This window comes from Pseudomonas sp. MS15a(2019), from assembly GCF_013277805.1.
In the GTDB taxonomy this organism is placed as follows: domain Bacteria; phylum Pseudomonadota; class Gammaproteobacteria; order Pseudomonadales; family Pseudomonadaceae; genus Chryseomonas; species Chryseomonas benzopyrenica.
In genome coordinates this window covers 131393-144693 of the sequence record NZ_VBTN01000001.1, presented here as the reverse complement: position 1 = coordinate 144693, position 13301 = coordinate 131393, and the positions used below count along the sequence as shown (strand labels likewise).

The following is a 13301-nucleotide window of genomic DNA, read 5'->3' as shown; positions in this document are numbered from 1 at the left end:
CGCAAGCAGGGCCTGCTAAAAGCTGAGTGTGCGCAGGTACTCACTCGGACTTGGGAATCCGCGGAGGTAAGCGCTTCTCGCCTTTCAATGGAGCTGCAAGAGCATGAAAACAATAAAACTGACCCTACTTGCATTGGCCGTTTCGAGCGCTTCCGGCTATGCCCTGGCGAACGGTCTGGCTATCAACGAACAGAGTGTCAGCGGGATGGGTACCTCCTTCGCCGGACGCTCTTCCTCCGCGCAGGACGCTTCCACCATCTATGGCAACCCGGCTGGCATGTCCCGCCTGGGCCGTGAGGTGTCCCTGGGTGGCGCCTATATCCACGCCAAGATCGACATCAAGGACGCCAGTGGTCGCTACGCCAACGGCCAGGCCGTGCAGGGCAGCAACGACGGCGACATGGTGCCCAACTCGGTGGTGCCCTTCGGCTATTTCGTGACGCCGGTGGATGACCGCCTGCACTTCGGCCTGGGTGTCTACGTCCCCTATGCGCTGATCAGCAACTACGAGCACGCCTTCCAGGGTCGCTACCAGGGTCAGGCGAGCAAGGTGGAAGTCATCACCATCCAGCCGACCGTCAGCTACAAGATCACCGACAAGGTGTCCGTCGGCTTTGGCCCGACCATCAACCGCATCGAAGGCAAGCTCAACAGCAACGTCAACTTCGGCAGCACCCAGGATGGCCAGGTCAAGATCGATGGCGACGACACCGCCTATGGCTTCAACGTCGGCCTGCTGGCGGACCTGACCGATGACCTGACCTTCGGCCTGACCTACCACTCCAAGGTCACCTACAAGCTCAAGGGCAACACCGAGGTGACTGGCGCCAACAGCCAGGCCAGCCCCATCACCAATGCCCTGGTCAGCCGCCTCAATGGCAAGTATGACGCCAGCCTCAACATCACCCTGCCAGAGAGCAGCGATGCCTCCTTCACCTATCGGCTGAACAACGACTGGACGATGTACGCCGGCGCCACCTGGACCCGCTGGAGTCGCCTGAAGTCGATCGACGTGGAGAACGAGGGCACCCCCACCCTGCCGGTGCTGGGCTCGCCCTTGGCAACCGTGACGGAAGAGCTCAACTGGAAGGACACCTGGTCCTACGCCATCGGCGCGGCCTATCAGCTGAATCCCCAGTGGGTGCTGCGTGCCGGCATGGCCATCGACCCCTCCCCGGCGGACAACGGCAACCGCAACGTGCGCATCCCGGTGGGCGATCGCAAGACCTTCTCGGTGGGCGCAGGCTGGTCGCCGACCAAGGACATGACCATCGATGTGGCCTATGCCTATCTGTGGGAAGACGATGTGTCGATCAATCGCCCCGCTACCTCGACCAAGGCAGGCTACAGCGCCAAATACGACAACAGCGCCCACGGCCTGGGTGCCCAGCTGACCTACCGCTTCTAAGAGCGCCAGGGTCCGTCTGCCGAAGCCGCCGCCAGGCGGCTTCGTGCTTTTCCGGATATAGAGCGAGCATCAGCTACCGGCTGCGATCACCAGCTTGACCTCTTGCCTAGGCCCGGAGCGCCCAGTAACCCTGCTCCTGCCCGGCATACCAGCGCTGGAAGTCGTCCAGCGACAGGGCACCTGCCACCAGTTGACCCTGGATCTGGTCGCAGCCGAGCTCGGTGAGGACCTGCAGCGCCTGGTGGGTCTCCACGCCTTCGGCCACCACCCGCAGGCCACGCAACTGGCCCAGCTGGACCAGCAGCCTGATCACCTCCTGATCGCCGGGTAGCTGGCAGTGCTCGATGAATTGCCGATCGATCTTCAGCTCGTCGATGGGAAAGCTGCTCAGGCAGGCCAGCGAGGAATGCCCGGCGCCGAAGTCGTCCAGCGACAATTCGAAGCCCATGGCCTTGAGCTGGCGCAGGCAGTCGAGCACCTGTACCGGATTGCTCATGGCCCGGGACTCGGTGATCTCCAGGCAGAAGCCGGCGGCCACGGCACCCGTCTCGTCCAGCAGCCGGCCGATGCGGGCGATGAAGGCTGGGTGCTCGAGGTCCAGCAGCGACAGATTGACGTTGAGTTTGAGGGCACCTAGTTGCCGCTCGCGCTGCAGGTGCATGCAACGTTCCAGTACCCAGAGCGTGATGTCGCAGATCTTGCGGCTCTGTTCGGCGATACCGACGAAGGCGTCCGGCTTGAGCAGGCCCAGTTCCGGATGCTGCCAGCGGATCAGGACTTCGGCGCCCTCGACCCGGCCATCCGGCAGCGCGATCTTGGGTTGCAGATAGAGCCGTAACTGGTCGTGATCCACGGCGAGGTCCAGGGCATCGAGCATGGCAATGCCGAGCTGCCGCTGGCGCTCCTGGTCCGGATCATGGAAGGCGAAGGGCAGCTGCCGCCGGCGCGCATCCTGCAGGGCGGTCTCGGCGTTGGCCAGCAGGGCCTCGGCGCTGGTGCCGTGTTCGGGGTAGCAGGCGATGCCGAAGGTGATGCGCAGGGATACCCGCTGATTGCCACTGACGAAGGGTTTCTCCACCAGGTTGCGCAGCGACAGCAGCGCCGCCTCCGCCGAGGCGCCGTCGAACCAGGGCAACAGCAACACGAAGGTGTCGGCGCCGATCCGCGCCACGCCGTTCTCTTCCGGCGCCGCGACCCTTAGCCGGCGGGCCAGATGACGCAGGATCTTGTCGCCGCCCTCCTGGCCAAGCAGTTCGTTGATGTTACGGAAGTTCGCCACGTCCAGCAGCAAGACGGCGAAACGCCCGGCTGCGGCGCGCTCGATGCGCTGGCGGATCTCCAGGACTAGCCGCACCTGGTTGGGCAGGCGGGTGAGCATGTCACGAAAGGCCAGCTGGCTAATGCGCCGCTCGCGCGCGGCGAGGGCGGCGCCCATCTGGTTCATGGCGCGACCCAGCCGACCGACCGGGTCCCGCCCTTCCTTGAGGCCCAGTTGATAGTCGCCATCGGCGATGCGTTCGGTGGCCTGCCCGAGGCGGGCCAGATAGCGGTTGAGGGCGCCTGCCAGTATTCGACTGACCAACGCCCCCAAGGCAAAGATGATCGCGCCTATCAGCAGCGAATCCAGCAGAGCCGACTGCTCTGCCGCTGCTATTCCTTCCATGAACATGTCCGCCCCTATGACGACTGCTTGCCCGTCCTGCCCGGGAATGGCCAGGAACAGGGAACGGAAACTGCCAAAGTTATCCTGGTATTCCGCGAAACGAGGTTGATGATCGGCAAACACGGCGCCGAGTTCCGGCGGGGCCTGATCGTAGAGCTGGCGATAGTCGCCGAAGTAGCCAACGCGGATTTCTTCCTCGTTGGCCGAATCCATGATGAAGCGAAAGCTCGAACCGTCCTTGACGAAGGCATAGAGCGACGCCAGCCCGGCCTTGCGGGCATAGCGATCCAGGGTGATCAGGGTTCGCTGGTAGCGTTCGGGATCGGCCTGGGCCGGATCCTGCAATTGGGCGAGATAGTCCTCGCCGAGAATTTCCGGCAGCGCCAAGGCCGCGCTCATCAAGCGATAGTCGATGCTCTGGCTGCTGGCATCGCGGGCCTGGCGATAGCTGTGCAGGGTAAACAACAGGGTGCCCAGGGCATCCACCAGGATGAACGCCAGAAAGAAGGTGGCGAACAGGCTGCGCGGTTTGAGGCTGAGCCGCGACGCGGGGGCGACTTCCCGGGGCGAGGCGGCGCTTTGGGGCGCATCGGGCATTGGGGCTCCTTGTCCAGTTGACGACGACTCCCTCTGGACCCGCACGTGCCGAGGTGGCTTCGCTGGGCGCGCAACCAGGCGCCTTCTTAACGGTTTAACCAGGGTCGTTCAAGGACGGAGATCGCAAAATCCCGGGTATCTCACGCTTGGGTCGATTTTTCAGCCCAGCGACAGGGCCAGCGCGACCAGCACCCCGCTCTCGGCGAGCTCCAGCAGCGCTCCGGCGGTATCGCCGGTGGTGCCGCCGAGACGCTGGCGCAGGGCACGACGCACCAGCAGCGCGACCATGGCGGTCACCAGCAGCGCGGTCACGCCCTGGGGTAGCAGGACCATACCAATGGCCCCCAGCAGCAGCACTCCCTTGAGCGCAGTCCGCGGCAGGTGGCGACTGAGCAGATCGCCGAGGCCACCGGGGCGCACATAGGGCGTGGTCAGCAACAGCCAGGGCAGCGCCAGGCGACCGGCCAGCGGCGCCAGCCACAGGCCAGCCGGCGCATGCGGTAGCAGGACGACCAGGGCGCTCCACTTGAGCAGCAGGGTCAACAGCAGCGCCAGCACGCCCATGGGGCCGCAGGCCGGATCCTTCATGATGGCCAGGGTCCGCTCGCGATCGCCATAGCCGCCGATCCAGGCATCTACCGTGTCGGCCAGGCCATCCAGGTGCAGGCCGCCGGTGAGGATCACCCAGCCGGCCAGCACCAGCGCCGCCTGCAGGAAGACGCCGCCCGCCGCGCTCAACCAGGCGATCAGGCTCAGGAGCGCGCCCAGCAGCAAGCCCACTGCGGGATACCAGAGCACCGAGCGGCCGACGGCCTCGGCGGGCGGCAGGCCGGGCAGCCGGATCGGCAGGCGCGTGAGAAACTGCACGGCGATCAGCAGCGGCAGTGGCATCAGCTCTCCTCCAGCGCCAGTGGCTGCAGGGTCGCATAGGGCGCCTCGACCTGCAGCAGGTCCTTGGCCGCCAGACCGCGCTGGCGAGCCAGCAACAGGCGGATGACGCCGCCGTGGGTGACGAGCAGGCTGCGCCGCCCGTGCAGGCGTGGACGCCAGCGTGCCACCGCTCCCAGCACTCGTTCGGCGAAGGCGGCCACGGGCTCGCCCCCAGGCGGGGTATAGGCATAGGGGTCGGCCCAGAACAGTCCCAGGGCCTCGGCCTGGTCCTGCATGAGCTCCGCGGCGCTGTGGCCTTCCCAGGCGCCGAAATCCAGTTCGCGCAGATCCGCCTCCACCATCAGTTCGGTGCCCTGCTCCGCCGCCAGCCACTCGGCGAAGTGCGCGCAGCGTTGCTGCGGCGACGTCAGGATGAGTTCGAACGGTGGCTGCGCGGCAACGGCGGCGCGCATTTGCTTCCACCCCTGTTCCGACAGGGGCGGATCGAGGCGCCCACGAAAGCCTTCGGGGCCCTCGGTGACGCCATGGCGCAGCAGCCAGCAATCAGTCATGGGCGCGACTGGAGACACTGGCTTCGGCGAAGGTCGCCATCTCGCTGTGCAGGCGGCAGGACAGTTGCAGCAGGGGAACCGCCAGGGCCGCGCCACTGCCTTCGCCGAGGCGCAGGCCGAGATCCAGCAGGGGTTCGCCGCCCAGGGCCAGCAACACCGCCGCATGACCGGGCTCGGCGCCGCAATGGGCGAACAGTAGCCAGTCGCGGGTGTCGGGTTGCAGGTGCTGGGCACAGAGCGCGGCCACCGAGCAGATGAAGCCGTCCACCAGGGTCGGCAGGCCCTGCTGGGCACAGGCCAGGTAGGCGCCGGTCAGGGCCGCCAGCTCGAAACCGCCCAGGCGGCGCAAGAGTTCATAGGGATCCTGCAGGGTATCGCCATGGCGCAACAGGGCGCGCTGGATGACCGCCACCTTGCGCGCCACGCCATCGGCGTCCAGCCCGGTCCCGGGTCCGGCCAGGGCCAGCGGCGAGGTATCCAGCAGCACACTGGCAATGGCGCTGGCGGCGGTGGTGTTGCCGATGCCCATCTCGCCGCCAATGAACAGATCGGCACCCCCGGCGCAGGCGCGCAGGACGGCGTCGCGCCCGGCCTGCAGCGCGGCCTGGCACTGGTCATGGGTCATGGCCGGGGTCAGGGTGAAGTTGGCTGTACCGCGTCCGAGCGGCAGGTCGATGACGCCGGGCAAGGCTTCCAGGGGCGTGACGGTGCCCAGGTTGATGACTTCCAGGGCCGCGTCCAACTGCCGGGCGAGCACGCTGATGGCCGCGCCGCCGCGCACGAAGTTGCGCACCATCTCGGCGGTGACGGCCTGCGGATAGGCCGAGACGCCCTCCTCCACCACCCCGTGATCACCGGCGAAGACGGCGATGGCGGTGCGCTGCAGCAGCGGCCGGGGCGTACCCTGCAGGGCGGCCAGCTGGATGGCCAGCACCTCCAGATCGCCGAGCGAACCGCTCGGCTTGGTCAATACCGTCTGCCGCTGGCGTGCGGCTTCGGCCGCGGCGGTATCGGGTTGGCGGCAGGGTCCTTGCCACCAGGGCATGCTCATAGCGGGGTTCCTTTGAGGGTCAGGGGGAGACCGGCGACGGTCAGCACCACGCGCTCGCAGCGCGCGGCCAGGGCCTGATGCAATTCGCCGGCGGCATCGACATAGCGCCGGGTCAGCTCGCCCAGCGGGACGACGCCCAGCCCGGTCTCGTTGCTGACGAAGATCAGGCGACCAGGCAACTGTGGCAAGGCGTCGAGCAGCTGGGTGCAGGCTTGCTCAAGGCGCCGGGGATCATCGAGCAAGAGCAGATTGGTCAGCCAGAGGGTCAGGCAATCCACCAGCAGGCAGGCATCCGGCGCCGCCAGAGCCTGCAGGCGTTCGGCCAGCGCCAGAGGTTCTTCCACCAGCGCCCAGTGCGCCGGCCGGCGGGCGGCATGACGTTCGATGCGCCGGGCCAGCTCGGCATCGTTGCCCCCGGCGGTGGCGATATAGGTGACGGCAAGGCCGGACTCGGCGGCCAGGCGCTCGGCCAGGGCGCTCTTGCCGGAGCGAGCGCCGCCCAGGATGAATTCGCGCATCTAGAGCTCGCAGAGGGCGCGCAGGCGCCCGGTGTCCAAGTGATGCTCGACCAGATCGGCCAGGCGCTCCAGATCCCGTTCGCGCAGGGCGTGGTAGTCCAGTTGCTGGGGTTCGGCGAGACCCGCCCAGCGCAGCAGGGCAACGCTGGCGGCGGGCGACTCGAACAGGCCGTGCAGGTAGGTGCCCAGCACCTGGCCGTCGTCGCTGAGGCTGCCATCGACGCGACCATCGGCGAAGCGCAGCACAGGACGCGCCAGCGCCGCACCCTGGCTGACACCGGCATGAATCTCATAGCCCGCGACCTCGGCCGCGCCGTCGCACAGCCAGCCGTGCACGTTGCGCAGCTGCTTTTCCGCCGCCAGTTCGGTGGTCATGGCCAAGAGGCCCAGACCGGCGCTGTCGCCGGGCGTGCCCTCCAGGCCGAGGGGATCGGCGATCCGCTCGCCGAGCATCTGGAAGCCGCCGCAGATGCCCAGCACCCGCCCGCCGTATCTCAGGTGACGGGCGATGGCCGCGTCCCAGCCCTGGGCGCGCAGGAAGGCCAGGTCGTTGCGCACGCTCTTGGAGCCGCCGAGGATGATCAGATCCGCTGCGGGCAGTTCCTCGCCCTGGCGGACGAAGAGCAGCTCCACCTGGGGATGCAGGCGCAGGGGATCGAAGTCGGTGTGGTTGCTCAGCCGCGGCATCACCGGTACCGCCACCCGCAGCCGCGGCCCCTGCTTGGTGACCTGGCCGGTGGCCAGGCGATCCTCGGCTTCCAGGTGCAGGTCGTGCAGATAGGGCAACACGCCCAGTACCGGCTTGCCGGTGCGGGCTTCGAGCCAGTCCAAGCCCGGTTGCAGCAGGGCCAGGTCGCCGCGAAAGCGATTGATGATGAAGCCGGCGACGCGCGCCTGCTCGCTGGGCTCGAGCAGGTCCAGGGTGCCGACCAGATGGGCGAAGACGCCGCCACGGTCGATGTCGGCCACCAGCAGCACCGGGCAGTCCACCGCCTCGGCGAAGCCCATGTTGGCGATGTCGCCCTGGCGCAGGTTGATCTCGGCCGGCGAACCGGCGCCCTCCACCAGTACCACCTGATAGCCCTCGGCCAGTCGGGCATGGGACGCCAGCACCGCCTCCCGGGCTATCGGCTTGTAGGCGTGATAGGCCTTGGCGTCCATGCTGGTGACGGCACGGCCATGGATGATCACCTGGGCACCGACGTCGGTGTTGGGCTTGAGCAGCACCGGATTCATGTCGGTATGGGGCGCCAGGCCACAGGCCTGGGCCTGGACCGCCTGGGCGCGGCCGATCTCGCCGCCATCGGCAGTCACGGCGCTGTTGAGCGCCATGTTCTGCGGCTTGAAGGGCACCACGGCCACGCCCTGGCGATAGAGCCAGCGGCACAGGGCGGCTACCAGGGTGCTCTTGCCGGCGTCGGAGGTGGTGCCCTGCACCATCAGCGTACTCATAGGGGGCTCCGGTATCCGGCTAGACCGGCGTCCAGCCGCTGCCAACCCGACTCGTCGCCGGGCAGGCCGACTCTCAGGGCGCCAAGCGCGGGGAACAGGCGGGTCAGGATGGCCTGGCGGGCCAGGTGTTCATGCAGGGCTGCGGCATCGGGACGCCGCAGCAATTGAAACAGGGCACAGCCGCCGCTGGGTGCCAGGGCGTGTCGGACGACCAACGCGGCCAGGCGCTCGCCCGCCTGCAGCAGCGCCTCGCGCTGACGCTGCTGGCCCTGCTGATCGGCCAGCAGTTGCCGGGCGAGATAGCGGCTGGGGCCGTTCACCGTCCAGGGCCCGAGGTGCTCGTCGAGGCGCGCCAAGAGTGCTGGCGCCGCCAGCACGAAGCCCAGGCGCATCCCGGCCAGCCCAAAGAACTTGCCAAAGGAGCGCAGGACGATCAGCCCGGGCAGATCGCTGAAAGGCGCCAGACTCGCCGCCGGAGTGGGATCCATGAAGGCCTCGTCCACCACCAGCCAGGCGCCACGGCGTTCGAGCCGGGCGTGCCAGTCCAGCAGGCGGGCTGGCGACAGGCGCTGCCCGGTGGGATTGTTGGGATTGACCACCACCACCACGTCCAGCTGGTCGAGGTGGGTCGCGATCTGATCTTCGCTCCACTCCAGCACCTCGTGCCCGGCGCGTTGCCAGGCCAGGGCGTGCTCGGCATAGCAAGGTGCCAGCACCGCGACCCGCGCGGACGGGCGCAGGGTCGGCAGCGCCTGGATGGCCGCCTGGGAGCCGGCCACTGGCAACAGCGCGGCGGCCCGGTAACGGGCACAGGCAGCTTCCACTAGGCCATCGTCAGGCTCCGGCAGCCGGGCCCAGGCGCTGGCAGGAATCTCCGGCAGCGGCCAGGCCCAGGGGGCCAGACCGGTGGACAGATCCAGCCAGTCGGCCAGGGGAATGTCGTAGGTGCGCGCCGCGCGCCTCAGGCGACCGCCGTGCTCAAGCAAGCAGCAGCCCTCCCAGGGCGATCAGCAGGGTCCACAGCCAGGCACCGCGCCGCACCAGCTTGAGGGCGCGGGTGATGGCCAGGAAGGTCGGCGCCGGGCCACGGCCCAGCACCGGGCGCTCGTGCCACTCGCCATGGTAGCGTGCCGCGCCGCCGAGGCTCACGCCCAGGGCGCCAGCACCGGCCGCCATCACCGGGCCGGCGTTGGGGCTGTCCCACAGCGCTGCCTGGGACCGCCAGCTTTCGATGGCGCTCCAGAAGCGGCCAAGGCCGGCATAGGTCAGGGCCACCAGGCGCGCGGGAATATAGTTGAGGACGTCGTCCAGACGCGCCGCGGCCCAGCCGAAACGCTCCAGGCGCGGCGTGCGATAGCCCCACATGGCGTCCAGGGTATTGGCCAGGCGATAGAGCACCACGCCTGGCGCCCCCAGCAGGGCGAACCAGAACAAGGCGGCGAAGACGGCGTCACTGCCATTCTCCAGCACTGATTCGGTGGCGGCGCGGGCCACGGCGGTCTCGTCCAGCTCGCCCGTTTCGCGACTGACCAGGTAACCGACGCGGCGACGCGCCTCGGGCAGATTGTTGCGTTGCAGGGCACGCGCTACCGGTTCGGCATGCTCGCCCAGACTGCGCAGTCCCACCGCCAGATACAGCGCCAGGGGCTGGATGATCCAGGCCAGCCAGCCGATCTGGCAGAGCAAGGCGGTGAGTAGCACCCAGGGCAGCACCGCCAGGCTCCAGGCCATCACCCCATGACTGCGCCAACCGCGGCCACCGGGATTGAAACGGGCTTCCAGGCTGTCGGCCAGGCGACCGAACAGCACCAGAGGATGGGCACGGCGGGGTTCGCCGAACAGTAGGTCAAGCAGCATGCCGCCGACGACCGCGAAGGCCAGCATCATGGCTTCTGGCCCCAGCGATTCTCGAAGACCAGTTCTTCCAGCGGCCGGCCCTGACGCCAGCCCTCCTCTTCCAGCATGGGTCGCGGATAGAAAGCTTCCACCGGCCCCAGGCAGAGGATGGCCGCCGGCTGGGAGCCTTCGGGCATCTCCAGCAGGTTGCGCACGGCTTCCGGTTCGAACAGCGACACCCAGCCCATGCCGAGGCCTTCGCAGCGCGCCGCCAGCCAGAGATTCTGGATGGCGCAGGACAGCGAGGCGAGGTCCATTTCCGGGAGGGTACGGCGACCGAAGACATGGGCTTCGCGGCCGTCCATGAGGGCCGCCACCAGCACCTCGGCGCAATCGAGAATGCCCTGCACCTTGAGCTTCATGAAGTCGTCGCTGCGCTCGCCGAGCGCTTCGGCGGTGGCGCAACGTTCTTCCTCCACCAGCTCGTGCAGGCGCTGGCGCAAGGCTGGATCGCTGATGCGCAGGAAGCGCCAGGGTTGCATCAACCCGACACTGGGGGCCTGGTGCGCAGCACCCAGCAGCCGGGCCAGTTGTTCGGGAGGTACCTCGCCACCGCAGAAATGGCGCATGTCGCGGCGCTCGGCGATGGCTCGGTAGACGGCGGCTTGTTCGGCGGGGGTATAGGGGGTCGTGGTCACGGCTTGAGCATCGCGGCGGCCGCGGCGGGTGCCGACGGCATGTAGAAGTGAATATAGCTGGCGGTGAGGCGACCGTCGCGGTAGACCGCCTCGGCGACCGCCTTGCCATTGGGACACAGCCCGCGCGCCCAGGGCGCCTCGGGCGACTCCAGGGCGGAGTGGTGATAGGTGTGGCCGCGCAAGGTGCCCTGCTCGAATTCCACCGATTGCAGCGCCAGCGCCGTCAGGCGCGTCTGCATTCGCGCGCTGCCGGGCAGCAGCCCGAGCAGGCTGGCGGATTCGCCGGCCTTGTCGGTGAGTTCGTCGAGCAGATAGAGCATGCCGCCGCACTCGGCGAGGATCGGCTTGCCGGCGGCGTGATGGGCGCGGATGGCCGCGCGCATGCCCAGATTGTTGGACAACGTCTGCAGGTGCAGCTCGGGATAGCCGCCGGGCAGATAGAGGCTGTCCACCTCCGGCAGCGTCGGATCAGCGAGCACGGAAAAGAACTGCAGCTCGGCGCCCAGGGCGCGCAGCAAGTCCAGATTGGCCTGGTAGAGAAACGCCAGGGCCGCATCGCGGGCCACGCCGATGCGCACCCCCGCCAGCAGCGGCTCGACCACGGCCGGTTCCGGCGCGGCGAAGGCCACCGGCGCTGGCAATTCGATGTCGGAACTGGCACCCAGGGCGTCGGCCGCCATGTCCAGACGGCGATCCAGGTCGGTGACCTCGTCGGCCTGGATCAGCCCCAGGTGACGACTGGGCAACTCGATGCCGGCATCGCGCGGCAGGCTACCGAAGAAGGTCATGCCCGCCGGCAGGCTGCCGCGGATCAACTGGGTCTGCCGCGGACTGCCACTGCGATTGGCCAGCACCCCGGCGAAGGGCAGGCTCGGCCGATAGTGGGCCAGGCCATAGGCCAGGGCACCAAAGGTCTGCGCCAGGCCCGCGGCGTCGATCACCCCCAGCACCGGTACGCCAAAGCGCTCGGCCAGGTCCGCCGCCGACGGCTGCCCGTCGAACAGCCCCATGACGCCTTCGATGAGGATGAGGTCCGCCTCCGCCGCCGCTTCCCATAACAGGCGCCGACTCTCGGCCTCGCCTATCATCCACAGATCGAGCTGGTAGACCGGTGCGCCGCTGGCGCGGGCCAGGATCATCGGATCGAGAAAGTCCGGACCGCACTTGAACACCCGCACCCGTCGCCCCTGGCGGGCATGCAGCCGGGCCAGGGCGGCGGTGACGCTGGTCTTGCCCTGCCCGGAGGCCGGAGCGGCGATCAGCAGCGCCGGGCAGTGCCGCGTATCCCCTACCATTCGATGCCCTGCTGGGCGCGGACGCCGGACTGGAAGGCATGCTTGACCAGACTCATGTCGGTCACGGTGTCGGCGGCCTCGATCAGCGCCGGCGGGGCGCCGCGGCCGGTCACCACCACGTGCTGGTGCGCCGGACGTCCGGCCAGATCGGCCAGCACCTGATCGACGTCCAGATAGCCGTGCTTGAAGGCGATGTTGAGTTCATCCAGCAGTACCAGGCCGATGGCTGGATCGCGCAGGAGCTCCACCGCCACCGCCCAGGCGGCAGCGGCCGACTGCAGGTCGCGGGCGCGGTCCTGGGTGTCCCAGGTGAAGCCCTCGCCCATGACGTGGTAGCGCACCTCGTCGGGGAAGCGCTTGAAGAAGAGTTGCTCGCCGGTGTCGCGACGGCCCTTGATGAACTGCACCACGCCCACCTGCATGCCATGGCCGAGGGCGCGCGCCGCCATGCCGAAGGCGGAGCTGCTCTTGCCCTTGCCGATGCCGGTATGCACCAGCAGCAGGCCGCGCTCGTCCTGGGCGTCGGCGATGCGGGCGTCGATCACCGCCTTCTTGCGCACCATGCGCGCGCGGTGGCGTTCGTCGCGCTCGGGACTGGTCGAATCGGGGGTGTCGGTCATGGGGCGGTTCTCCAGGTGCGGGCGCGGCGGAGAAACGGGCAGAGACGCCACCCGCGCAAGGCAGATGGCGACGCCGCGCGAAGCCCTCCGCATCGCCGAGATGAGCGCAAGCGTGGCCGGTCTCCGGGCTGGTGAGCCGATGCCTGGTGGCATCCGCCGCGCCCCTTCCCGGCCAGGGCCAGTGGGCATCGCGCAGCTACTGCTCAACTACCGTTGCGGGGGCAGTGCCGGCTCGACCGGCTTCCCTGTTTCACCCCGCTCCAGGCGGGGCACCACGTGCAAGGGCGCAGGGTACGGACTAGCCGGGAGAGCGTCAATCGATCGCACCCGCCGAACTCGGCGTCGAGCGGACGGGTCCACCCTAAGCACCCACCGCCAGGAGCTACCGGATGAACGATGCCACCCTCGCCGCCTGCATCAAGGCCTGCCTCGACTGCGCCGCCGCCTGCGAAACCTGCGCCAGCGCCTGCCTGGGCGAAGCCAATCTGGACATGATGCGCGACTGCGTCCGCCTGGATCGCGATTGCGCCGACGCCTGTCGCCTGGCCGCCACCTTCATGCAGCGCGACAGCGATCGCGTCGCCGAAGCCTGCGCCCTGTGCCTGGCCACCTGCCGTGCCTGCGCCGCCGAATGTGGCAAGCACAAGGCCGATCACTGCCAGGCCTGCGCTCGGGCCTGTGAAGCCTGCGCCGATGCCTGCGCGGCCATGGCCGCCTGAAC

General features: G+C 68.5%; 13 protein-coding genes and 1 riboswitch. Of the genes, 2 read left to right on the top strand and 11 right to left on the bottom strand.

Translation table 11 applies throughout. The features are described from left to right. Positions 1-103 precede the first annotated feature (103 nt). Entirely contained in the window at positions 104-1408 is a 1305-nt protein-coding gene (locus FEZ61_RS00660) for an outer membrane protein transport protein (protein WP_064306621.1), read from the top strand. Between the two features lie 106 nt (positions 1409-1514). Here FEZ61_RS00660 and FEZ61_RS00655 read toward each other — a convergent pair whose 3' ends face one another. The 11 genes from FEZ61_RS00655 to cobO all read right to left on the bottom strand — a co-directional run bounded on the left by FEZ61_RS00655 (position 1515) and on the right by cobO (position 12580). Further along, the gene (locus FEZ61_RS00655) at positions 1515-3668 is read right to left on the bottom strand and encodes a bifunctional diguanylate cyclase/phosphodiesterase (RefSeq protein ID WP_068385370.1); all 2154 of its coding nucleotides are present in this window, start codon (positions 3666-3668) and stop codon (positions 1515-1517) included. A 159-nt stretch (positions 3669-3827) separates the two neighbouring features. Continuing rightward, the gene (locus FEZ61_RS00650; protein ID WP_068385367.1) at positions 3828-4559 is read right to left on the bottom strand and encodes an adenosylcobinamide-GDP ribazoletransferase; all 732 of its coding nucleotides are present in this window, start codon (positions 4557-4559) and stop codon (positions 3828-3830) included. Beyond that, positions 4559-5110 (bottom strand): histidine phosphatase family protein, encoded by a 552-nt coding sequence (locus tag FEZ61_RS00645; RefSeq protein WP_173146738.1) that lies wholly within the window; start codon positions 5108-5110, stop codon positions 4559-4561. The genes FEZ61_RS00650 and FEZ61_RS00645 overlap by 1 nt, the downstream gene beginning before the upstream one ends. Next, a complete protein-coding gene (gene cobT, locus FEZ61_RS00640; protein ID WP_068385365.1) occupies positions 5103-6161 on the bottom strand; it encodes a nicotinate-nucleotide--dimethylbenzimidazole phosphoribosyltransferase in 1059 nt (352 codons plus the stop codon). Before cobT ends, FEZ61_RS00645 begins: the two co-directional genes overlap by 8 nt. Then, complete coding sequence (cobU, locus tag FEZ61_RS00635) at positions 6158-6679, bottom strand: bifunctional adenosylcobinamide kinase/adenosylcobinamide-phosphate guanylyltransferase (RefSeq protein ID WP_093249642.1); 522 nt, start codon at positions 6677-6679, stop codon at positions 6158-6160. Before cobU ends, cobT begins: the two co-directional genes overlap by 4 nt. After that, entirely contained in the window at positions 6680-8131 is a 1452-nt protein-coding gene (locus tag FEZ61_RS00630; RefSeq protein WP_173146736.1) for a cobyric acid synthase, read from the bottom strand. After that, positions 8128-9117 (bottom strand): threonine-phosphate decarboxylase CobD, encoded by a 990-nt coding sequence (cobD, locus tag FEZ61_RS00625; RefSeq protein ID WP_173146734.1) that lies wholly within the window; start codon positions 9115-9117, stop codon positions 8128-8130. The genes FEZ61_RS00630 and cobD overlap by 4 nt, the downstream gene beginning before the upstream one ends. Beyond that, a complete protein-coding gene (gene cbiB, locus FEZ61_RS00620) occupies positions 9110-10018 on the bottom strand; it encodes an adenosylcobinamide-phosphate synthase CbiB (RefSeq protein WP_173146732.1) in 909 nt (302 codons plus the stop codon). The genes cobD and cbiB overlap by 8 nt, the downstream gene beginning before the upstream one ends. After that, on the bottom strand, positions 10015-10665 hold the full coding sequence (gene bluB / locus FEZ61_RS00615; RefSeq protein ID WP_017638865.1) for a 5,6-dimethylbenzimidazole synthase: 651 nt from the start codon (positions 10663-10665) through the stop codon (positions 10015-10017). Before bluB ends, cbiB begins: the two co-directional genes overlap by 4 nt. Next, complete coding sequence (locus FEZ61_RS00610; RefSeq protein ID WP_068385352.1) at positions 10662-11960, bottom strand: cobyrinate a,c-diamide synthase; 1299 nt, start codon at positions 11958-11960, stop codon at positions 10662-10664. The genes bluB and FEZ61_RS00610 overlap by 4 nt, the downstream gene beginning before the upstream one ends. Next, positions 11954-12580 (bottom strand): cob(I)yrinic acid a,c-diamide adenosyltransferase, encoded by a 627-nt coding sequence (gene cobO, locus FEZ61_RS00605; protein WP_064306628.1) that lies wholly within the window; start codon positions 12578-12580, stop codon positions 11954-11956. Before cobO ends, FEZ61_RS00610 begins: the two co-directional genes overlap by 7 nt. 96 nt (positions 12581-12676) lie before the next feature. Continuing rightward, positions 12677-12872: riboswitch (cobalamin riboswitch) on the bottom strand. Between the two features lie 97 nt (positions 12873-12969). On the opposite strand from cobO, the gene FEZ61_RS00600 reads away from it, so the two are divergent. Next, complete coding sequence (locus FEZ61_RS00600; protein ID WP_093249668.1) at positions 12970-13299, top strand: four-helix bundle copper-binding protein; 330 nt, start codon at positions 12970-12972, stop codon at positions 13297-13299. Positions 13300-13301: the final 2 nt, after the last annotated feature.